Here is a 23,078-nt window from a genome sequence, read left to right on the forward strand (position 1 = left end):
GGGCGAAAGCCCTTTTTTCTTCAAACTTTGTGAAAATAATTGATATTTTGATAAGAAAAAGATTGTATTTATGGTAAAATAGGGATATTGAAAGAGGGATCGATATGAATATTGTTCAATTAACATCGGAATCAATTCGAGAGCTACGTGCGAAACGCAATGGAATTATGCGTGGCATGATTGAAGGTCAAGAAGGATCACTCCTCGTCCTTGGAGGATCGTTCGCAGGGAATGACCGACAAAGAAACGTTGTATCGTATGCAGTGTTCACAATTTTCTTTGAAATATGGGAAAGATTTAATATGGAATCGTGGTCCTATACATTTGATGAAGAAGGACTTATTTTTTACATTAAACTGGATGAAGATGCCAAAAAAGTGAAAGACATCCTTGTCCATTATGAAGATCACCATCCAATAGGCTTTGCTATCGATAGTGATGTTTTTGATGCTACACAAGAGTGGACCCGAGATTCTCTTGGCCTAACACCACGCCGTGATGAGTATTTTAAAGTTGCTTTGGATGAACTCATGAATGATATTGTTGTAGATCCTAAATACATTGATAACTATATTAAACGTGTTGAAGGCTATATTGTTAAAGGCGATAAGCAAACAATCCTTTCCAATATTTTAGTTTATGGATATGTCAGTGCATATACCAAAGAACTTGGATTTGGAATGTATGGACCTAACTATAAAGGCAGTAACGAACAAATGAACTTTGAGAAATTTATTCATTTAGTACGGGCCTACAAAGATGAAGCACATCGTATTTTTAACGTAAACAGTCATAATGTTTCCGATATAAACCGATATCAACATGACATTGAAACAAAAATTCAACGTGCTGTTTTAAACCAACAGACCTATAAATATCCTGTTTTTATGACAAGCATTATTATGTTTGCGTTTATAAACTCAAGAGGGTATGCAGATATTACCAAGCAGGTCAAACAATTTGGTGAAGGATTTGCACAGCATGGCTTTTTTGATGAAGATCCAAAACGCTATGAATTTGTGGAAATCGGGATGCGTGAGGTCTTTAACCACTACGTTCCGTTTCTTCAAAAGAATAAATCAATCACATCAACATTGCTCTATATCATGAGTCGTCATGATGATCAGTCGATCATTTTGCATAATGGCGACCAAAACTTGTTAAAAGTTCAGTTTCTTTCGAAGAACTTGATTCATAAAGAGGATAAATGGATTGAATTGGACAAATTCTGTAGTTCAAGTTACATTTACCCCTATGACGATACGACCCTACTTGTGATAACATGTATGTTAGATATCATGCAACGTTATTACCTGAAGATAAAAATGTTATTTGATACACAAGAAAAATAAAGGTGGAAACAATGAAATTTTTAGATGAATTAGAATGGCGCGGTCTTGTTAAAGACGTTACAAACCGAGATGCTTTGAATGAACGTCTTGAAAATCCAATATCCCTATACTGTGGATTTGACCCAACAGCGGATTCATTGCATGTTGGACATCTTCAACAAATCATCCTTCTAAAACGTTACCAAGCACAAGGACACCATCCAATTGCGCTTGTTGGTGGCGCTACGGGAATGATTGGGGATCCACGACCAACGACAGAACGCTCAATGCTAACTGACGAAGATTTAGCTCGTAACATCGCAGGAATTGGTAGCCAAATTGAACGCATCGTCAGTTCAGATAATAATCCAGTTCGTATTTTAAATAATCGTGATTGGTTGGGTGATTTATCCATGCTTGATTTTTTAAGAGATTATGGAAAACACTTTAGTGTTGCGACAATGCTTTCAAAAGATACGATTGCGAAACGTATTCAAACAGGTATTTCGTATACTGAATTCTCGTATACAATTCTTCAAGCGATCGATTACCTTCATCTCTTTAAGCATGAAGGCGTACAATTACAAATTGGTGGATCTGATCAATGGGGAAACTTGGTTAGTGGTACTGAGTTAATTCGTCGTGTTGAAGGACATGAATCCGAAGTTTATGGTGTCACATCACACTTGATTATGAAGTCAGACGGTACTAAATTTGGTAAGAGTGAAGGGCAAAACATTTGGTTAGACCCTGAGCGTACTGATGCCTATGAGTTCTACCAATTCTGGATTAATACAAGTGATGAAGACATTATTGACTTTACCAAACGTCTATCCTTTAAATCAGTTGCAGAAATTGAAGCAATTGAAGTTGCATTTAAAGAAGCACCGCACTTACGACATGCTCAAAAAGAACTTGCGAAAGAATTGACACAAATTGTTCATGGTGATGCTGGTCTTGACATGGCGTTACGAATGACTGAAGCATTATTCTCTGGTAATGTCCAAAACTTATCTGTTGAAGAACTTCGATCAGCATTTAAAGGCAGTAGCTCACTCGATGTTGCGGAAGCAAAAACAATCGTTGATTTACTCGTTGATACCAACATTCTTCCAAGTAAGCGTGAAGCGCGTCAACTCGTGAAAGATGGTGCGATTCGTGTCAATGGCGAAGTTGTGAACGATGCCGAGTTTATCATTACAAAAGAAAACGCAATTGGCGAACAACTTACCGTCATTCGACGTGGTAAGAAAACATATCATTTAATCAACCACGTTAGCGTCTAAGGAGGCCTTGATGAAAAAGTTCCTTACATTAATAGTACTTGCATTACTTGTGACTGGATGTTCATTCGGAGAGAAGAGTCTTTATGCTGAAAAAGTAAAACGCTATGAGTCATCTTGGAAAGCAATCTTAGATCAAGATAAATTTGCGGCGTCATCACCATATTTCAATGTTAAAGCAACTATGGGTAAAAAAGGTGATGGCTACGTCTATGAAATCGTTGTGGATCAGCCACGGATTGCATTGTATGAAGTTGAAGTTGTAGTCGTTGCAAACAATGAGCCCTACAATAAAGAAACAATGATGCCATCTGCTGGAATTTTTGATGGACAATATTCAATGATTCCAAATCAAACAGATACAGAAAAAACATTTGTTGGGGGATTCCAACTTAACGGTGAAACATCCGAATCAACAGTCAATTTAAAAATTCTTGTAAGTTGGAAAGATTATTCTCATCTTGAAACAACACGAGAATTTCTCGAATTCAATCTCGAATATAAAGATGGCCCAGTCGTGCCTGTAGAAGTTGCACCGACGGCGCCAACTGAAGATGCATCAGCTGAGGATGCACCTGCCGAAGATGCTCCGGCTGACGAGGAAGCGTAACATTTGAAAGAAACTACCACCAGGTAGTTTCTTTTTATAAATAATGGAGAGGTGGTAAGGTAATGGATAGAATGATTGAATCATTTTTAGCGCAATATAAGGCACAAGGAGCCTGTGTGGGGGTTATAGACCACAAAGGCCAATGGAAGTACAAAAAGGTATACAATGATGCTATGTGTCCACATCCGGTCGCAGAGCAGTCGCGCTATGGTATTGCTTCAATAACGAAACTGTTGACAGCCATTGTCATGCTTAAAGGGGTAACATCAAATTGGTGGTCGCTTGACGATTCTATATCTGATTACTTTCCAAGTTTTAATAGAAGAGATATTCGAATCCATCATTTTTTGAATCACACTTCAGGATACTATCCGCAACCGCGCACAACAATTTCGCAAATATGCCAAAAGACTGGATTTAAGCAAGAAGTTCATGACTGTGGCTTATCACCTGAATACATGGACCAGGCTGTAGCAATTCTCATTGATAAGCTAAATGCAAAGACAAAGCAACACAGTCATCCGGGAACTCATGTAAGTTACTTTAATGATGGGTATGCATTACTTGGCGAAGTCATCCGTGTAGCAAGCCTGTATGTACACTATGAAGCAGCAGTTCAAGACTTAATTTTTAAGCCACTTGGCATGCATAATTCAACTACAACGTATTTAGATGTGAACAAAGACGACCAAACCACATTCCAATATTATTGGATTGAGGATCAGTGTATCGAAATTAAAGACTACTATGACAATGCCTTTGCTTTACAAGGCGGTGGCGCAGCTAAGTCAACGCTTCAAGACATGGGAAAATTAGCAACGTGGCTAATGCAACCATCAAACGACATGTTAGCGCACCTTGAGACACATTTGCGTGAGGTTGGATATGGGACTCAGTATGGATTCGGAAGTCAGTACATTCAAACTGAAATAGGTAATGTGGTAGGGCATGCAGGTTCGCTAACCGGAGTATCAAGTGCATTGTTTATAAATGAAACGAAAACTGAAGCTGCCATAGTACTTTGTAATACAAGCGATATTCCTGTACAGAAGTTAGCCCTTATGATGTTAGATGCTATGCCGAAAGATACGCCAGATGAAGTATCATGGTGTTTAGAAAAAATGAACGCTTTATACGGAAGTTACTGTGCGGGTGAAGGGTATAGCGTTGAAATATCAAATGAAAACGTAAAAATTGATGGTGAAAATCATACCTACACGACATGTAAGTGTGACTATATTAGGGTGTCTACTGACAACAATCCGATTTATCTGAAAATTATTTTTGAAGAAACAGATGTTATCGGGATTCGATTCGGACTCAGAATGTTGGAGAAAACAAATGAAAAAAACTAGACTAAAAGCTGCAAGTGTCAGCTTATCGTGGGGCGGCGCAGGGGATAAGGACCTACGTTGGCGCTATGAAAAAGGGGTTCAATACCTCAAGGATACATTTGATATCGAGGTCCTACCAATGACCCATACTCTCGATGGTAGTGAGTCGGTATACCAGAATCCACAACACCGCGCTCAAGATCTTATGGAAGCATACGAAGATGATGACATTGCGATGGTGCTGTCGTGTATTGGTGGGTCAGAGAGTGTTCGAATATTACCATATTTAGATGATGCTATTTTTATAAATAACCCAAAACCATTCATTGGTTACTCAGATTCCACAACACTACACTTGTATCTCAATAAGCTAGGCATTAAAACATACTATGGCCCATCAATCCTTTCAGAGTTTTCTGAAAACAGTGGGATGTTTGAATACAGCCGTGATTATTTCCAAAGGATTGTCTTAAATCAAGAAGCAAGTGTGACAATTGAAGCGGCAACGCAATGGACGAGTGAGCGAATTCCGTGGTTAATAGAAAATCAAAATCAGTTAAAAACAATGTATTCAAATGACGGTTTCGATTTTATCCAAGGTGATAAGGTGGTTAGAGGGCCTTTAATTGGTGGGTGTATCGAAGTGATGAGTAACCTTAGAGGTACAGATATATGGCCATCATTTGAGTCTTTCGATGGTGCAATTCTTTTCCTCGAAACCAGTGAAGTGATGGCAGAACCATGGTTATTTGAGGATATGCTACGGGCATTGGTTATGGTTGGTGCACTCGAAAAGACTTCCGGTATCATCTTTGGAAAGCCTTATAATAATAAATATTATCAAGAATACCGGGAAATTATAGAAAAGATAGTACAAGAAATCGACTACCAGGGTGCCATTGTCGCCAATATGAATTTTGGTCATACCCAACCAATGTTTTCGATACCTTATGGCGGTATTGGGATTATTGACCCCAATCAAAGAACGTTCACAATCAAACAATAAAAAAGAAGAGGCGATAGCCTCTTCTTTATGGAGTAGATAGTTACTCTTAGATATATTCTTCTGATTTAACAGTGAACATAATAGCCCCTGCCATAGGGTCTTTTTTGATTTCTGCTTTTGCAATTTTACATGCCAATTCTGTATCTTGTTCGCTTGTTTCAAAGTAAAGGCGGATTCCATCTTTCTTTACAAATGTAAAAGTTGGTGATTCCATAGATTCCAAAATTGTTTGAATTTTGCTTTGCATGATCGGACTGTTTACGATAATCATAATAATGCCTCCATTAACTTCCCTACTATCATACCAATATTGGAAATTATTTTCAATCCAATTAAAAAAGTTTTTCAATAATTGCTAAAAAGTGTTGAAAATTATTTTCGAACGGTGTATCCTATGGGTGTAAGCACTATCAGTGCATCAGGAGGGAAAAGTAATATGGAAGCTTTAACACGCTTTATTGAAGAACGTATAGCACCACCGCTAATCAAATTTTCACAATTGAAATACGTTCAAGTAATGCAACGTACCGGACTTGGTATTATGAGTTTACTGGTAGTAGGATCAGTATTCTTACTCGTAGCATCATTTCCATTTGACCCATGGTTGAATTTCTTAGGAGATTTCCGCTGGGTAATCGCAGCAGCATCTGGTGTGGGGACATCATTTATTGCTCTTTATACAGTAATCACTGCTTCATATGGTTTGGTTGAGTTCTACAACAAACAACGTGGTGAAAACCATGACATCATTCAACCAATGATTTTATCAGTAGCATCATTCTTACTTCTAAACCCAGCTCAAACAGTCACAACACTTATTGAAGGTATTGCAGAGCCAGGGAAATTTACAGGAGTTCCAACAGCATACTTAGGTGCAGTCGGGGTATTTGCCGCACTTATTATTGCAATTGTAACTGTTGAAGTATATCGTTTTGTTATTAACCGTAAATTAGTTATTAAGATGCCAGAAGGTGTTCCACCAATGGTTTCTCAATCATTCATCGCTTTAATTCCATCATTTGTTGTTATTATCATGTGGTGGTTTGTGGGATCGGTATTCAAGATTAACTTACCACAAACAATCGCTGGTATCTTTACACCACTTGTACGTGTTGGTGATAGTCCAGTTGTTGTCTTGATTTCAACATTCCTAAACCGTATTCTATGGGCAGTTGGTATCCATGGTTCAAATATTGTTAACTCAGTAGGTGGAACATTCTGGGGCCAAATGACTCAAGAAAACTTGCAAGCACTTCAAGCAATGCAAGAATTGCCATATACATTTACATCAGTATGGATTGATAACTATATTTGGACAGGATTATTCCCGCTCGCTGTAGCATTAATTCGTTCAAAATCACCACGTCTCAAAGGACTTGGAAAACTGTCAATTGCTGCAGCACTCTTTAACATTGGTGAGCCACTAATCTTTGGTCTTCCAATTATGTTGAACCCATTGATGATGATTCCATTTATCTTGTCATACATGGTTCTTGCTATCGTAGCGATTATCTTAACATTAACCGGTGTTCTACCAGTTCCGGTAATGATTATTTCTTGGATTACGCCTGCACCACTTAAAACATGGTTAGCAACGAGCGGAAGTATTACGGCAGTATTATTCGTTCTTGCTGGTTGGGTCTTCATGTACTTAACATTCTACCCATTTGTAAAAGCGTTAGAAAAACAAGACTTGAAAGAAATCGCAGCAGCTGAAGAAGCACATAAAACAGAGGCAGCCTAATGTTAGGAATTTCCTGCTATTTCAAAGATTTGGATTATGACTATCTGGAATATGCTGCGAATTTGGGAGCGAAGTATGTCTTTACTTCGCTTCACATTCCAGAAGAAGACTTATCCCAATTAGATACAATGCTTCCCAAATTTCTCGATAAATGTCAGGAATTGAACTTAAATTTAGTCCCTGATATTTCACCAATGACATTTGAAAAGCTCAATATTGAGCCAAACAATTATGTTGGTTTGAAAGAAAAAGGATTCAAAGTGTTGCGATTAGACTATGGTTTTGATGATTTTGAAATTATTAAAACATTACTTCAAGATTTTGAATTGGTGCTTAATGCAAGCGTTGTGGACGAGCAATACATCATTGACGCTAAAGCCCATGGTGTAGACTTTACACACATTTCAGTAATGCACAACTTTTATCCAAAAACTGAAACCGGTCTATCATTAGAATACTTCAATAAAAAGAATGAAGCATTCATTAAATATAACATTCCAATTATGGCATTTGTTCCTGGTGATCGTTTGAAACGATTCCCACTGTATGAAGGATTGCCAACTGTCGAGAAACACCGTCAAGTACATCCATATGTTGCTGCTGTTGAGTTAATCCACAGTTGCGGTATTCAAGATATTTTGATTGGTGATTCATTAGCACATAATGAAACACTACGTTACATTCAAAGCTATATGGAAGACAAAACAATGCATATCCCAGTCTGCTTAGATAAAGCATATGCATCAATGTACGAGCAACCGTATGCAATCCGTAAAGACTTATCTGAAAACGTTATTCGACTTGCAACACCACGTATTCCAGACATTGCGATTAACAATAACAACTATCGTAATAAAGGATCGATTACAATTGAAAATACGTTATCAGGACGTTATAGCGGAGAAATCCAATTGACTAAGAAAGATTTCATGATGGATGCACGTACAAACGTCATCGGATTTATTCATCCTGATTATATTGATTTAGTCCATTATATGGAACGCGATACACGAATTGTATTTGTACCTATTTCATAAGAAGGAATTTATTCCTTCTTTTTTATGAATAAGGTGCACAAAGGAGTAAAAGTATGACAATTGAAGCCATTGTGAATGGGATTCAACAAAACAAATATTTAAATGCAATGAAAACAGCCATTATTAAAGTGGCATTTATCCAAATAGGGGTAGCAGTTGCCATTTTCATGATTCATATTTTCGACCAACGCAAAATGATCAGTGCAGAGACATTCAATCAAGTTGCTCTCTACTATGGGTATTACTGCATACTGCTTGGAATCATTTTCACGTTTGTAATGGCACAGGCTTTGATTCCTGTTGAACGTGAATATCAGATCTATACCGTAACGTTCTTTGTGATGATGTATGGGGTTCGATTTATGGAAAGCAATCGATTCCTCGAGTTCCCAATCGTTGCATTGTTTCTTGCATGGATTACGATTCTTGCGAGCGAAAAATTGTCGCGTATGCAGTTCAAATCAAAACATGTACCACAAGCCGTGAATGACTACATGACGAAGCTTATCCCTATCGTGATTCTTCTGATTCTTAATGTCTTGATCTTAGTTCAGTTCACAGCCATAATAGATTTATCAGCGGACATTTTGGTGTATGTTACACGCTTTGTAGCATCATTTGGTATGGTGATTGCAACAATTCTGCTGATTTGTGGATTCTGGGTCTTGGGCATCCATGGTGTTGCGGTGATTGGAACTTTGTTACGGCCATTTTGGTTTTATATGATGATTGTGAATGGCTACCAAGTGATTACAAAACAACCTATTTTATATATTGGGAGTGAGACCTTCTTCCAGTGGATTGTTTGGTTAGGCGGTTCAGGCTGCACCCTTGGTTTGGCTATCGCAATTCGTTTCTTCGCTAAAAGTGAACACCTTAAGTCTTTTGGCAAAGTGGGACTCAATTCAAGTCTGTTCAATATTAATGAGACGATTTTATTTGGAGTTCCAATTGTAGATAACAAAAACTTTAGAGTGCCGTTCTTTGTGGCACCGATTGTATGTGCTGTAGTAGGGTATGGTGCAATGGCGTGGGGTTATGTCTCGATACCTAGTATTGTGTCACCGTGGGTTTTGCCTGCACCGCTAGGGATTTTTATTTCAAGCCTAGGAGACTTTAGGAGTGTCATATTATCGCTAATCTTGATTGCAATTTCGTTTGTAGTTTATTTTCCATTTTTTAAACGATATGATCGTGAGCTCCAAGCACAGGAACACCAACGATAATAAAAAGAACTTTGCGGTTAAACCCAAAGTTCTTTTTGTGTCTCCAATAAAAAAAAGAGGCGGATGCCTCTTTTAATCTGAAGATTAACGGTTGTAGAACTCAACAACAAGTGCTTCGTTGATTTCTTGGTTTAGTTCGCTACGTTCTGGTAAACGAACATATTCACCTTTCATCTTGTCAGCGTCGAAAGTAACGTATGCTACTGTTCCAACTGATGCTTCCATAGCTTCTTTGATTGATGCCATTGAGCGTGATGATTCTTTAACTTCGATTGTTTGTCCTGGTTTAACTTGGAATGAAGGGATATCCACTTTCTTTCCATCAACAAGGATGTGACCGTGGTTTACTAATTGACGTGCACCACGACGTGTACGTGATAAGTTCATACGGTATACGACGTTATCTAAACGTGATTCAAGCATGAATAAGAAGTTGTGACCTGCAACACCCTCTTGTTTTACAGCTTTTTTGAATGTGTTGTAGAATTGTTTTTCTGTAACACCATATGTGAAACGAATACGTTGTTTTTCACGTTGTTGTAAACCGTAGTTTGATAGTTTTGGACGACGTGCTTTTCCGTGTTGTCCTGGAGCGTAATCGCGACGTTGTAATTCTTTACCTGTTTCTAAAATTGAGAAACTAAGACGACGTGATTTTTTCCATACTGGACCATTAACTGTTGCCATTTGCTGACCTCCTATATGTCGAGTCAACCACAAATTACTAATAGTTGAGTTCATCTATTACTGTTTCCCTTATTCAGCTAAGGTACTTTAGTTCCTGCCGCGGGATGAACGCGTGGCTACCAACTTTGTGTGCTGATTTTTCATGACCTTACTAATATACAAAAGATAGCGGTAAAAGTCAATCAAGGACTTACCAAGAAACACTAAAATATGATACAATGTCACAAAGAGGTGGACCTATGAACTTACAATCTATTCCGAGTTTTATAATTGAATACAAAGTGCCAATTGCAATTGTAGTTGTTGTGATTGTCATTATGGTATTTTTTATTTCGAGATCAAACAAAAAACGACGATTAAGAAAGCAGTTTGATGCTTTAGAAGTTCGCTACAATGAACTTATGAGTATTCCGGTTCTTTTCAAGATTAACAAGGCAACAGGACTTGCAAAATTGAATCCTGAAGTTGAAAATAAAGTGATTGAGTGTAAGGACCTTTTCAACCAAATTAACCGTCAACAAGAAGTGGTAACACAGCTCTTGGCTGATACAGAAGATGCGTTAGCATACGGGAAGCTAAAAGACGCTAAATACTACTTGGTTGATTTAGAAGAAACGATTACTGAATCATTAGAACAAACCGAAACCTTAAACAAAGAACTTGAATCACTGTTGGAACAAGAGACACAACAACGTCTTGAAATTACGAATCTCAAAGAACGCTTCAGAGCAATCAAACAACAAGCAAATGATCAATCTGCAGTTTTAGGTGATGCATATGGGCAAATAGAAGTTCAAATCCGCGATATTGAGCATGCCTTTTCAGTTTTTGAAGAATGGATGTACGCATCGGACTTCCAAAAAGCAAAAGATGTTAGTGATGAAACAAAAGAGAGTGTGGATGATTTAGAAGCACGAATCAAAACGATTCCGAAACTGTACGAAGTTGCCAAAGGATACATTCCTCAATTATTAGATGAAGTATCAAAATTGTATCAAGGGGTACGTCAATCAGGTATTTATGTTGATCACTTGGAAGTTCCCAAAAATATTGGTGTTCTCAGTGAAATTCTTAAAGATGATTTAATTGGGATTCGCGAAGGGAATATTTCAAAATCAAAAGAAAGCTTGATTGAAAGTCAAAAACGTTTGGAACAGTTAGGAATTGCAATCCAAAAAGAAGAAAAGGCACATACAGAACTCCAAGGCGTTTCAGAGGAGTTATTCACGACACTTGAATATCTTGTGGAAGCCGTTAAAGATATCAAAACTGATGCCGAAAAAGTTGAAGTACGCTTCGGCTTTGAAGGATATGTAGACCAAGTTGAAGAGTATGCTGCGATTATTGAAACACAAGATCAAATGCGTGCCAAAATCATGCGAATGATTCAAGAAGAAAAAATTCCAGCAACAACAATCCTTATTTCAGTTAATGAATTAGGGCAAGATGTTTCCATCTTCCGTGGTGAATTTGATAAACTCGTTGAGAAGGTCGAACAAGCCAATGCAGATGAATTACGCGCAGAGCGTCAATTAATGAAGTTATATCTTATTATTAATGATGTTCAAGTTCGCATGAAAAAACGCTCGTTGCCAATGATTTCTGAATCATACCGAGAAGATGTCGAAAAAGCACAACTTTATACGCGTCAAATTTCCGATATCTTAAAACACGACATGATTGAAGTCGAAACATTGAACAAAACGGTCGATGAAGCCATTGATTATACATATAAACTCCACAACAACGTTAACAATTTAGTTGGTGCAGTCGATATGTGTGAAAATGCTATTGTCTATGCAAACAAATTCCGCGCCTTTGTACCAGATATTGACGCTGAATTAACCCGTGCAGAACTCGCGTTCAACAATGGTGAGTACACTCAAGCACTCACAACCGTTATCAATGCAATTGATAAATACAGACCTAATACAGCTTATGAGGAGATGATTCGTGACAATGCAAAAAGCGCACGATAAACCAATATATTTAGATTACGCAAGTACAACCCCAACGCGTCCTGAAATTGCTCAAGATGCATTTAAGATTATGAACGAATACTACGAAAACGCTGACTCACTGCATTTTGGGGGTCAGCGTGTTTCTGACTTAGTGACTGCATCACGCAATACACTCGCTAACCAATTAGGAGTCTTACCGCAAGAGGTTATCTTCACATCAGGGGCGAGTGAGTCAAACAGTGCCGCAATCAAAGGGATAGCACTCGCGAATCAACATATTGGTAAACATATTATTACAACTGAAGTTGAACACAGCTCAACTATGGGTGCTGTAGCACAACTTCGAGATTATTTTGGTTATACAGTGGATTATCTACATGTTGATGATCAAGGTAATATCAGCTTTGATGAACTTCGCGATAAACTACGCAAGGATACTGTTCTTGTTGCTGTGATAGCGATTAATAATGAAGTAGGGGCTATAACCGATGTTCAGGCACTTGCAAAGCTCGTGAAGAAAGAATCCAATGCATTTGTTCATATTGACGGAGTCCAAGCCTTAGCCCGTCATGATTTTGAAATGACTCAGATTGATTCTGTCGCTTACTCCGCTCATAAAATCTACGGATTAAAAGGCAGTGGACTATGGTTGAAGCGATCAAATGTTCATGCACTTCCACTTATTAATGGCGGGCAGCAACAATTTGGTGTTCGTGGTGGTACAATCGATAATACTGCTGCAATACTCTGGGCGAAGACCTTACGTCTCGCACGAGAAGACAATGCGAAAGCTCTGCCAAAGATTGAAAAGATGCAAAAATACTTGTATGATACTTTCGAAAACATGGAAGGCGTTGTTATTAACTCATCCTATGAAGGTTCGCCTTACATCTTTAACTTATCAATACTGAATGTTGGATCAGAAATTATGATGAATGGATTAAATTCCGCAGGATTTGCGGTATCTGCGCAAAGTACATGTAACTCAAAATCACTGGCCCCCTCACATGTTTTAAAAGCCATGGGGAAAAGTGACACCGCTGCATTAAGTAGTATTCGAATCAGTTTATCCCATTTAACGACAATGGAAGAGTTAGAAAAAGTCGTTCAAGAAATTTTGGAGATTAAGAAATATGTCAACCACTAATTATGAATTTATTGTTTGCCGCTACGGTGAACTTTCAACAAAAGGAAAAAACCGCCGCAACTTTACAGCACAACTCGTTCGTAACGTTCGCGCGCAATTAAAAGCTTTCCCAACACTTGAATTTAAAGAAACATATGATCGCTTGTATATCACACTTCATGAAGAAGACGGTTTAGCGGTTAGTGAAGAGCTGAAACATGTATTTGGACTCAGTTCATTTTCACTAGCAATCAAAGTGGAGCGTGATCTAGAAGTTATAGCTCAACTTGCAACCGAACTCATTCAAAAAGAAAGCGGGTCAACATTTAAAGTTCTCGCCCGCCGTCATGATAAAAACTATGAACACGTGTCTGATGTTATAAATCGTCATGTTGCTACGCGTATACTACAAAATACAGACTATAAAGTTAATGTTAAAAATCCTGATATCGGAATTATTGTAGAGATTCGTAACGATGCTGCATACATTATGATGGGTAAAATTGAAGGTGCTGGTGGTTATCCGGTCGGTATTCAAGGAAAAGTCATGTTGATGCTTTCGGGTGGAATTGACTCACCTGTTGCGGGATATCTCATGATGAAACGCGGTGTTACACTCGAAGCGGTCCACTTTGCGTCACCGCCGTACACATCACAAGAAGCTCAGAAAAAAGTCATTGACCTTGCACAAAAACTTACAAACTATCAATCATCGATTAAAGTACATGTTGTGCCATTTACAGATATTCAACTCGAAATCTATAAAAAAGTACCAGAAAGCTATGCAATCACAATGATGCGTCGATATATGCTTCGCATCGGAGAACGTCTTGCAAATGAGCGTCACGCATTAGCAATTGCTAATGGAGAGAGTTTAGGTCAAGTTGCATCACAAACACTCCACAGTATGAAGGAAATCACAAATATCAGCACATTACCAATTCTTCGACCACTAATTACTTATGATAAGGTTGAAATTATTGATCTTTCGCGTAAAATTGATACATATGAGACATCAATCCTTCCGTTTGAAGATTGCTGCACAATATTTACACCAACAAAACCAACAACGAAACCCAATCCACGAAAGGTTGAACTCTTTGAGTCAAAACTTGTGATTGAGGATCTTATTGATCAGGCAATGGAAAATATTGAAGTAATCGAAGTGACGAAAGCGATGGCTGAAGCTACAGCAGAAGTTACAGACTCATTCTTATAATTTACTAACAGGAGGCAATTATGGCATTTGATAATCTGACAAATCGTCTACAAGATACATTTAAAAACTTAACAGGTAAGGGGAAACTTACAGAAAAGAACATCGCGGATGCATTAAGCGAAATTCGTATTTCACTACTTGAAGCGGATGTTAGTTTGGAAGTTATTAATGAACTATTAGACTATACACGTAAAGAAGCAATGGGGATGAAAGTTGTTCGTGATGTTGATCCATCACAAATGTTCATCAAAATTGTTAATGACAAATTAGTTGAAATTTTAGGTGAAGAACACCAAGGCTTAACATTTACTCGTAAACCTGGTGTCATGATGATGGTTGGTCTTCAGGGTTCTGGTAAGACAACAAGTATTGCCAAGATAGCGCGTGAACTCAAAGTCAAAGAAGACAAAAAAGTGTTGTTGGTTGCAGCAGACCTTGCACGTCCGGCAGCTATTGAACAATTGAAAATTCTTGGTGAACGTATCGGTGTTGAGGTTTTTGCTAAAGAGAACAGCACACCAGTTGAAGTGGTAACGGATGCTCTAAGTTATGGTAAAGATTTCGATGTTATCCTTATCGATACCGCCGGACGACTCCAAATTGACGAAGCACTGATGCAACAATTGGTTGATATCCAAGCACTTGCAAAACCTGAAGAAATTCTTTTAAGTGTTGATGCGATGTCAGGGCAAGATGTTATTCATGTTGCGAACGGCTTTAAATCAAAACTAAATTTAACGGGATTAGTTGCGACAAAATTTGATGGTGACTCACGTGGCGGATCAATTCTTTCTGTCCGATACATGACGAAAGTTCCTGTAAAATACGTTGGGGTTGGTGAAGGCATTGAAGAGTTAGAGGCATTCCATCCGGATCGAACTGCATCACGTATCTTGGGAATGGGTGATATTGTTTCACTCGTTGAAAAAGCTCAAGAAAAAATGGATATTGAAGCAAGTGAGAAATCAGCGGAACGTATGATGAACGGTCAGTTCACACTTGATGACATGTTGATACAGTTGCAACAAGTTTCAAAAATGGGGCCCATTTCAGGATTATTGAAAATGCTTCCAGGGGCAAACCAAATGGCAAATCAAATCGATGATGATGATGCGTCAAAAGGTATGAAAAAAACTGAAGCTATGATTCAAAGTATGACGAAAGAAGAACGAAATGATCCAACGATTATTCGTTCCGGTCGTAAACACCGTATTGCCAAAGGATCTGGGGTAACAACAACAGATGTTAACCGATTACTAAGTCAATATGATAAAATGAAAAAACAAATGCGTATGTTCTCCCGCATGATGGGAAAACAATAATACATAATAGAAAAGTATCCCGAAGGATACTTTTCTATTAAAGAATGAGACTTATACGACAATGTAATCTTAAATTGCAAAGTAAGTCTAATTGCTATATCATTTAACTAGTAATCATTTTGGAGGGACTATGAATAAACATATTGACGCACTTATTACAAGACAAGAAAATGCATTCTTAACATCAATCGATGACGCTGGTTATCCAACTGTAAAAGTTGTGAGATCTCCTCGTAAACGTGATGGATTAAAGACAATGTATTTTACAACACACAATAATACACAGATGGTGAAATCATACAGAGCGAATCAACAGGCAATGGTCTATTTTATGGATGAAGCACGTTTTCAAACGGCATCATTTTATGGGACAATGACGGTCGAAACAGATCCAATAATTATTCAAGAACTTATGGAGACAGAGAATGCTCCTGTGTTTGCGAAAGGCGTTGATCCAAAAACGTACTGTGTGCTTCGTTTTACTGCTGATAAAGTCAAATTTTTCAGTAATATGACGACAGAAGTTATCGATTTATAATAAACTACCTATAATGCAATAAAAATGCGGATTATCTTGCATTATTACAGTAGATGTGTTAAATTATTAAAGCATTCATGCACTCTGGTTCCGCTGATCTCGGATTTATGAGCCAGTTTAAGATACAGAAAAAGGAGAATCGAAATGGGATTAAATTTAGTAAATGAAATTACAAAATCTCAAATGCGTACAGATATCCCTGAATTCCGTTCAGGTGTAACAGTTCGCGTTGACGTGCGTATCCAAGAAGGTGGAAAAACACGTATCCAAGCTTTTGAAGGGCTTGTTATCAAACGTACAGGAAGCGGAATCGCTGAAATGTTCACAGTTCGTAAAATGTCTTCAGGTGTTGGAGTTGAACGTACTTTCCCAGTACACTCACCAATTATCGACAGCGTAACAGTATTACGTCGTGGTAAAGTTCGTCGTAGTAAACTATACTACCTACGTGAGCGTTCAGGTAAATCAGCACGTCTTAAAGAAATTCGTTAAGAAGTTCGCTAATAGCCGTATTTATACGGCTTTTTCTTTATTGTTTCCAAAGGAGTCACAACTATGCGAGAAAAACAAGATGATAAATTTTTACTCTTAATCAAAGATTTTATTAAGAGTTTAATAATTAGTTTAATTGCTGTCTTTATCATTACACAGTTTATTGCGAGACCAGTTCGTGTTGAGGGATTATCTATGTATCCAACCCTTAACGATAACGAATTTGGATTTTCTAATGTGATTGGATTGAAAGTTTCTGATATTGAACGATTTGATGTAGTTGTCGTTCACATGGAAGAAAAAAATAGAAACATCGTAAAGCGCGTTATTGGACTTCCAGGCGAGAAAATTCGTTATGAAAAAGATGTATTGTATGTCAATGACGTTGCAGTTGAAGAACCGTTTTTAGATAACCCGTTTAAACAAAAATGGGTCGAAGATAACGATCTTGTGTTTACTGCGGACGAACCGGAATTTATTGTTCCAGAAGGGCATTACTTTGTGCTCGGAGATAACCGCCGTAACTCGTCTGATTCACGTCAGTATGGTGCGTTTGCGTATGAAGAAATCATTAGTAAGGGTGTGTTTGTATTCTTGCCCTTAAATAAACTACGCCCAGTAGGAAGGTAGATAATATGTCACAAGTTCATTGGTATCCAGGACATATGGCAAAAGCCATGCGTCTTATCGAAGAACAATTAAAAGTGGTTGATTTTGTCATTGAGTGTCGTGATGCACGAGCGCCTATGTCAACCCGAAATCCAGCTCTATCATACTCAATTGGACAAAAGAAACGTCTCATTGTTTTAACTAAGAAAGATTTAGCTGAGCCCCGAGAAACTGAAAAATGGGTAAAGCATCTTGAAGATGAAGGCCATGAGGTATTGGTGGTCAATGTGCTTCAAGATGACGTAAAAAAACTCATGGTTGAAAAAACAGATATCGTGATGGCAGAAAAACGTCAACGAGATGAGCGTCGTGGGATTCGTCCTCGCCCAGCACGAGCATTAATCGTAGGTGTCCCAAATGTTGGAAAATCCAGTATCATTAATAAAATTGCGTCACGAAAAGCCGCGGGTGTTGAAAATCGTCCGGGTGTGACTCAAGCACTAAAACTCATTAAAGTAACCGAACAACTTGAGTTGGTCGATACTCCAGGTGTTTTATGGCCGAAATTTGAGTCTGAGACAATGGGTATTCATTGTGCACTCATTGGATCAATTAAAGAAACAGGATATCCAATTGAACTCGTTACAAATTATGCGCGCGATTACTTCTTGCAAGAAAATCGTGAGGTATTAATTGAGCGATACAATATGAAAGATTTTGATATTATGACATTCTATCCTCAAATTGGAATTCATCGTGGATATATCAAAGAAGGTGGCGATGTAGAATTAGATCGAACTCGTAGCACGTTCTTGAGTGATATTCAAAATGGAAAACTGGGACGGATAACATGGGATCGCTTATAGACGAGTTTGAAAACATACTGTGGCAAGAAAATCATAGTGTGTGTGGAATTGATGAAGCTGGACGTGGTCCGATGGCGGGTCCTTGCGTAGTTGCTGGAGTCATATTTCCAAAGAACTATTATCATGCAGACATTAATGATTCAAAAAAATTATCGCCTAAGAAGCGTGATGAACTCGTCTCATTAATTAAAGAACATGCTTTGTGGTACAAAGTTGTAGTGGTTGATGTTGATCAGATTGATTTGCACAATATTTATCGAGCAACACAAATGGCAATGGAAGAAATTGCGAACTCTGCACCGGCAAGCTATATCTTGACTGATGCAATGCCCCTTTTGGATTCTCGACAACCATTCGAGTCTATTGTCAAAGGAGACTCGCGTTCTATGTCAATTGCTGCCGCTAGTGTCCTTGCTAAAACGTATCGAGATGCATTAATGGTTGAACTTGATCGGATGTATCCAGAATATGGCTTTGCTAAGCACAAGGGCTATGGTACGAAGGCGCATCGTGAAGCCATCTTAAAATATGGTCGTACGAAACACCATCGTAAAACATTTAAATTTAAAGATGAGGATCAAATATCACTAGATATTTAGGACTTATCTTTTTTTATAACTATTTGTTATGGGTGATAGTTATGAGAAATTATATAAAAAATGTTGCAATTTTGTACAAAGGTGATTATGCTAAAATGCACCGGCATCTCCTTGAAAAGAAGCCTGTAGCCAATTATTCGTGTGTAGACACGTTTGTGACAATTGTGGATCCATCCTATCCAAAACGTCTGTTGGAGTTAGACCAACCACCATTCATTTTGTTTTATCAAGGTGATGTGAGTTTACTGAACAGTTCGTGTGTTGGTGTTGTTGGTAGCCGTAAGCCCTCTTCATATGCCGTTCAAGCAACGTATGAAGCGGTTGCGGTACTTCGAGAACGCTACACAATAGTTTCCGGTTTAGCGTATGGCATTGATGTATGTGCCCATCTGAGTGCAATACATCATCATACAATTGCGGTAGTAGCATGTGGTTTGGATATATGTTATCCAGTTGCTCACCGTGATATCTTCAATCAAATAGGGAAGGATCATCTCATTATTTCGGAATATCCTAGAGGTGTGAATCCTGAGCGGTATCATTTTCCGTTTCGGAATCGTATCATCGCAAGTTTAAGTAAATGTATATACATTATGAGTGCGCGTCAAAAAAGTGGTACAATGGGTACTGTTGACATTGCGTTATCGTTAAATCGCGAAATTGTCGTCCTTCCACATCCAATTCATGATGAATCTGGGTGCGGTTGTAACCAACTCATTCAAGAAGGTGCGACGGTATTGACAAATATTAAAGAATTATCCAATATATAAATAAGGAGTGACAACTATGAAAAATCTGGTAATTGTTGAGTCACCATCAAAATCAAAAACGATAGAAAAATATTTGGGAAGTGACTTTGAAGTCGTTTCATCCAAAGGACATATTCGTGATCTTGCCACACGTGGTAAAGATGGTTTAGGTGTCGATTTTGAAAATGAGTTTGAACCAACATACAAAATTAGTAAAGACAAAAAAGATGTCGTAAAAGAATTAAAAGCGAAAGTTAAAAAAGTAGATAATGTTTATCTTGCAACTGACCCCGATCGTGAAGGGGAAGCCATTTCATGGCATTTGGCAGATGAATTGGGAATTGACACGGATTTAACCAATCGTGTTGTTTTTAATGAAATTACAAAAGATGCAGTTCTAAGTGCTTTTGAAAAGCCACGTAAAATCGATATGGACTTAGTCAAATCACAGGAAACACGTCGTATTCTTGACCGAATTATCGGTTTTAAACTTTCGAAATTACTTCAATCAAAAATTAAGAGTAAAAGTGCTGGTCGTGTTCAGTCCGTTGCTTTAAAACTGATTGTCGATCGTGAAAAAGAAATCGATGCATTTATTCCTGAAGAGTACTGGTCAGTCTTGGCGTTCTTTGAGAATCAAGAATACCTTATTGAAACAAGTGCTGAACGTTATAAAGGAAAAAAACTCGAAATAAAAAATGCTGAAGCGGCTCAAGTCGTATATGATGCGGTTCAAGGCGAATTTACGATTACAAAACTTGAGAAAAAAGAACGTAAGAAAGATTCGAAATTACCATTTATTACATCAACGCTACAACAAGAAGCTTCAACGCGACTTGGTTTTGCAGCGAAGAAAACGATGCGTGTTGCACAAAAACTCTATGAGGGTATTCAAATGGGGTCAGAAGCAGAAGGTTTGATTACTTATATGCGTACCGACTCAACCCGTCTTAGTGACTCATTTGTTTCGGATGCGAAAGCATATATCTTAAAAACACATGGCAAAGAATACGTTGGTAAATACCGTGAAGGTAAAAAGAATGATAATGCACAAGATGCCCATGAGGCAATCCGCCCAACAAGCATTGATCGTACACCAGAATCCGTAAAACAATATCTAACACCTGACGAGTATAAATTATATCGCTTTATCTATTATCGCGCTGTTGCATCACTCATGTCGGCTGCGAAATATGATGCGGTAAGTGTTGTTTTCAGTCAAAATGATTACGACTTTAATGGTAGTGGATCCACGTTGAAATTTGACGGTTACCTCAAAGTTTATGATTACGAGAAGAGTACCGATAAAATGCTCGGTGAACTTGATGAAGCGAAAGCCTATAAAGCTCGTAATATCGAACAAAACCAACACTTTACACAGCCACCATCTCGTTACACTGAAGCCCGTCTCATTAAAGAACTTGAGGAATTAGGCATTGGGCGTCCAAGTACTTACTCAATGATTCTTGATACTATCGTTTATCGAGCTTATGCGACATTTGGAGCGGTTTCTGAGACATCGCGTACGAAAGTATTCAAACCTACAGAACAGGGTGTTTTAACTAATGATAGCCTTCAGTCACATTTCTCTGAAGTGATTAATGTTCACTATACGGCGGAAATGGAAAGTGAGTTAGATCAAATCGCAGATGGAGATATGAATAATATCGAAGCACTTCAACGATTTGTTGATAAATTCTATCCATTGCTTGCTGAAGCTGATGAAAAAATGGAAAAAGTTGAAGTCGAAAAAGTTGGCGAAGTATGTCCTCTAGATGGTGGAGAGCTTGTCTACCGTTTCGGACGTTATGGCAAGTTTATTGCTTGTGCGAATTTCCCAGAATGCCGCTATAACCGTGCTTTAGAGCAAGAAAGTCGTCCGGAACCAGAAAAAACGGGTGAACAATGTCCAGAATGTGGTAGTGATTTAGTGAAACGTAAGAGTCGTTATGGAACTTGGTTTGTAGGATGTTCATCATTCCCTAAATGTCGTTACATTCAACCCAATGAAAACAGTAAGAAAAAAGCAAAGAAAAAAGAGGCAGAAGATGAAACAAACGCAAGTTAGAGTTATTGGAGCAGGGTTAGCGGGTAGTGAAGCAGCATATCAATTAGCAAAGCGTGGATATCATGTTGAACTCGTTGAAATGCGACCTGTTAAAATGACACCTGCGCACGTTACTCAAAACTTTGCGGAGCTTGTATGCTCAAACTCATTTCGCTCCGACGACATTACGAATGCGGTGGGATTATTAAAACAAGAAATGAGAATGCTTGATAGCTTGATTATGCGCATGGGTGAACAGCATAAACTTCCTGCGGGAAGTGCCCTCGCCGTTGACCGTGTTGGATTCAGTGAAGCAGTATCTGAGGCAATTCGAGCAATGGAAAATATCCAAATCATAAATCAAGAAGTTGTAGAACTCGATGATATTCCAACAATTGTAGCCACTGGTCCTCTAACCTCTGATGCATTTTCGGAATACTTAATGAACTATTTGGGACAAAGTGAATTGCACTTTTATGATGCAATAGCACCTATTGTATCGGTAGAAGGCATTAACTTTGATATTGCATATCGGAAATCACGATATGACAAAGGTGATGGGCAAGATTATATTAACTGTCCGATGACGCGTGATGAGTTTGATGCATTTTATCGTGCAATTCTTGAGTCAGAAGAAGCAGCAGCCCGTGATTTTGAAGACATTAAAGTATTTGAAGGGTGTATGCCAGTTGAAGTTATGGCTCGTCGTGGCATCAAAACGATGCTATTTGGTCCACTTAAACCAGTTGGTCTTGAGAAACCTGATGGGACACGTCCTTATGCCGTGGTTCAATTGCGTCAGGATAATGCTGCGGGTTCTCTTTACAACTTAGTAGGATTCCAAACACGCCTTAAGTGGAGTGATCAAAAAAGAATCATCCAAATGATTCCTGGGCTTGAAAATGCTGAGATTGTACGTTATGGTGTAATGCACCGAAATACATTCATTAAATCACCACTAATTCTTAATAAGCACTTTCAAACGCTGAAGCGTGACTCCTTGTTCTTCGCAGGACAAATTAGTGGTGTCGAAGGGTATGTAGAATCGGCCGCAAGCGGATTGTTTGCTGCTTTGAATATGATTCACTATCTTGAAGGAAAAGAGCTTATTGATTTATCTACTGAAACTGTTATGGGTTCGATGGCACAGTATATTGCGAATGCGAATTCCAATCATTTCCAACCTATGAATGCTAACTTTGGTCTTTTAGGGAACCGACTTAAAGATCGTGAAGCGATGGCAATTCGTAGTCAGGAACATATTAATCATTTACTTGAACAATTATCTTGAT

Annotated in this window: 22 protein-coding genes; 20 read left to right on the forward strand and 2 right to left on the reverse strand. The window is 38.3% G+C overall.

Annotated features, from left to right (window positions below; all coding sequences use genetic code 11):
* Nucleotides 1–104: 104 nt before the first annotated feature.
* The 5 genes from G7061_RS05010 to G7061_RS05030 all read left to right on the forward strand — a co-directional run bounded on the left by G7061_RS05010 (nucleotide 105) and on the right by G7061_RS05030 (nucleotide 5,564).
* Nucleotides 105–1,352 (forward strand): citrate lyase holo-[acyl-carrier protein] synthase, encoded by a 1,248-nt coding sequence (locus G7061_RS05010; protein ID WP_166119460.1) that lies wholly within the window; start codon nucleotides 105–107, stop codon nucleotides 1,350–1,352.
* 11 nt (nucleotides 1,353–1,363) lie between these two features.
* On the forward strand, nucleotides 1,364–2,617 hold the full coding sequence (gene tyrS / locus G7061_RS05015; RefSeq protein WP_159640157.1) for a tyrosine--tRNA ligase: 1,254 nt from the start codon (nucleotides 1,364–1,366) through the stop codon (nucleotides 2,615–2,617).
* 10 nt (nucleotides 2,618–2,627) lie between these two features.
* Nucleotides 2,628–3,224: a membrane lipoprotein lipid attachment site-containing protein gene (locus tag G7061_RS05020; RefSeq protein ID WP_166083066.1), complete on the forward strand. Its 597-nt coding sequence runs from the start codon at nucleotides 2,628–2,630 to the stop codon at nucleotides 3,222–3,224.
* A gap of 62 nt (nucleotides 3,225–3,286) precedes the next feature.
* Nucleotides 3,287–4,579, forward strand: coding sequence for a serine hydrolase (locus G7061_RS05025; RefSeq protein ID WP_166119463.1), 1,293 nt, complete (start codon nucleotides 3,287–3,289; stop codon nucleotides 4,577–4,579).
* Nucleotides 4,566–5,564: a S66 peptidase family protein gene (locus G7061_RS05030; protein ID WP_166119468.1), complete on the forward strand. Its 999-nt coding sequence runs from the start codon at nucleotides 4,566–4,568 to the stop codon at nucleotides 5,562–5,564. The genes G7061_RS05025 and G7061_RS05030 overlap by 14 nt, the downstream gene beginning before the upstream one ends.
* A gap of 46 nt (nucleotides 5,565–5,610) precedes the next feature.
* On the opposite strand, the gene G7061_RS05035 is transcribed toward G7061_RS05030, so the two are convergent.
* Nucleotides 5,611–5,835: a hypothetical protein gene (locus tag G7061_RS05035; protein WP_207948928.1), complete on the reverse strand. Its 225-nt coding sequence runs from the start codon at nucleotides 5,833–5,835 to the stop codon at nucleotides 5,611–5,613.
* Between the two features lie 165 nt (nucleotides 5,836–6,000).
* On the opposite strand from G7061_RS05035, the gene G7061_RS05040 reads away from it, so the two are divergent.
* Genes G7061_RS05040 through G7061_RS05050 form a run of 3 tightly spaced genes read left to right on the forward strand, consistent with a single transcriptional unit; the run spans nucleotide 6,001 to nucleotide 9,571 of the window.
* On the forward strand, nucleotides 6,001–7,308 hold the full coding sequence (locus G7061_RS05040; RefSeq protein WP_159638824.1) for a PTS sugar transporter subunit IIC: 1,308 nt from the start codon (nucleotides 6,001–6,003) through the stop codon (nucleotides 7,306–7,308).
* On the forward strand, nucleotides 7,308–8,345 hold the full coding sequence (locus G7061_RS05045; protein WP_166119473.1) for a MupG family TIM beta-alpha barrel fold protein: 1,038 nt from the start codon (nucleotides 7,308–7,310) through the stop codon (nucleotides 8,343–8,345). The genes G7061_RS05040 and G7061_RS05045 overlap by 1 nt, the downstream gene beginning before the upstream one ends.
* Nucleotides 8,346–8,398: 53 nt before the next feature.
* On the forward strand, nucleotides 8,399–9,571 hold the full coding sequence (locus G7061_RS05050) for a PTS transporter subunit EIIC (protein WP_166119476.1): 1,173 nt from the start codon (nucleotides 8,399–8,401) through the stop codon (nucleotides 9,569–9,571).
* Nucleotides 9,572–9,655: 84 nt separating this feature from the next.
* On the opposite strand, the gene rpsD is transcribed toward G7061_RS05050, so the two are convergent.
* The gene (gene rpsD, locus G7061_RS05055) at nucleotides 9,656–10,258 is read right to left on the reverse strand and encodes a 30S ribosomal protein S4 (protein WP_159638818.1); all 603 of its coding nucleotides are present in this window, start codon (nucleotides 10,256–10,258) and stop codon (nucleotides 9,656–9,658) included.
* A 239-nt stretch (nucleotides 10,259–10,497) separates the two neighbouring features.
* Here rpsD and G7061_RS05060 point away from each other — a divergent pair, with 239 nt between their 5' ends.
* The 12 genes from G7061_RS05060 to trmFO all read left to right on the forward strand — a co-directional run bounded on the left by G7061_RS05060 (nucleotide 10,498) and on the right by trmFO (nucleotide 23,077).
* Entirely contained in the window at nucleotides 10,498–12,237 is a 1,740-nt protein-coding gene (locus G7061_RS05060) for a septation ring formation regulator EzrA (RefSeq protein WP_159646061.1), read from the forward strand.
* Nucleotides 12,218–13,366, forward strand: a complete 1,149-nt coding sequence (locus tag G7061_RS05065; protein ID WP_159640265.1) for a cysteine desulfurase family protein — start codon at nucleotides 12,218–12,220, stop codon at nucleotides 13,364–13,366. The genes G7061_RS05060 and G7061_RS05065 overlap by 20 nt, the downstream gene beginning before the upstream one ends.
* The gene (gene thiI, locus G7061_RS05070; RefSeq protein WP_159638805.1) at nucleotides 13,353–14,564 is read left to right on the forward strand and encodes a tRNA uracil 4-sulfurtransferase ThiI; all 1,212 of its coding nucleotides are present in this window, start codon (nucleotides 13,353–13,355) and stop codon (nucleotides 14,562–14,564) included. Before G7061_RS05065 ends, thiI begins: the two co-directional genes overlap by 14 nt.
* Before the next feature lie 20 nt (nucleotides 14,565–14,584).
* Complete coding sequence (gene ffh / locus G7061_RS05075) at nucleotides 14,585–15,886, forward strand: signal recognition particle protein (RefSeq protein WP_159640178.1); 1,302 nt, start codon at nucleotides 14,585–14,587, stop codon at nucleotides 15,884–15,886.
* Between the two features lie 130 nt (nucleotides 15,887–16,016).
* On the forward strand, nucleotides 16,017–16,424 hold the full coding sequence (locus tag G7061_RS05080; protein WP_166119481.1) for a pyridoxamine 5'-phosphate oxidase family protein: 408 nt from the start codon (nucleotides 16,017–16,019) through the stop codon (nucleotides 16,422–16,424).
* Nucleotides 16,425–16,568: 144 nt separating this feature from the next.
* Nucleotides 16,569–16,916 (forward strand): 50S ribosomal protein L19, encoded by a 348-nt coding sequence (rplS, locus tag G7061_RS05085; protein WP_159640184.1) that lies wholly within the window; start codon nucleotides 16,569–16,571, stop codon nucleotides 16,914–16,916.
* A gap of 63 nt (nucleotides 16,917–16,979) precedes the next feature.
* Nucleotides 16,980–17,546, forward strand: a complete 567-nt coding sequence (gene lepB / locus G7061_RS05090) for a signal peptidase I (RefSeq protein WP_159640187.1) — start codon at nucleotides 16,980–16,982, stop codon at nucleotides 17,544–17,546.
* 5 nt (nucleotides 17,547–17,551) lie between these two features.
* On the forward strand, nucleotides 17,552–18,391 hold the full coding sequence (gene ylqF / locus G7061_RS05095; RefSeq protein WP_159640190.1) for a ribosome biogenesis GTPase YlqF: 840 nt from the start codon (nucleotides 17,552–17,554) through the stop codon (nucleotides 18,389–18,391).
* Nucleotides 18,376–18,990, forward strand: a complete 615-nt coding sequence (locus tag G7061_RS05100; protein ID WP_159640193.1) for a ribonuclease HII — start codon at nucleotides 18,376–18,378, stop codon at nucleotides 18,988–18,990. The genes ylqF and G7061_RS05100 overlap by 16 nt, the downstream gene beginning before the upstream one ends.
* Nucleotides 18,991–19,031: 41 nt before the next feature.
* Nucleotides 19,032–19,760, forward strand: a complete 729-nt coding sequence (dprA, locus tag G7061_RS05105; protein ID WP_166083022.1) for a DNA-processing protein DprA — start codon at nucleotides 19,032–19,034, stop codon at nucleotides 19,758–19,760.
* Between the two features lie 16 nt (nucleotides 19,761–19,776).
* Entirely contained in the window at nucleotides 19,777–21,807 is a 2,031-nt protein-coding gene (topA, locus tag G7061_RS05110) for a type I DNA topoisomerase (RefSeq protein WP_159638772.1), read from the forward strand.
* Nucleotides 21,788–23,077 carry a methylenetetrahydrofolate--tRNA-(uracil(54)-C(5))-methyltransferase (FADH(2)-oxidizing) TrmFO gene (gene trmFO / locus G7061_RS05115; RefSeq protein ID WP_166119484.1) on the forward strand — a complete coding sequence of 430 codons (1,290 nt, stop codon included), beginning with the start codon at nucleotides 21,788–21,790 and terminating at the stop codon, nucleotides 23,075–23,077. The genes topA and trmFO overlap by 20 nt, the downstream gene beginning before the upstream one ends.
* Nucleotide 23,078 lies beyond the last annotated feature (1 nt).

Source organism: Erysipelothrix sp. HDW6B (assembly GCF_011301115.1).
Classification (GTDB): Bacteria; Bacillota_I; Bacilli_A; order Erysipelotrichales; family Erysipelotrichaceae; genus Erysipelothrix; species Erysipelothrix anatis.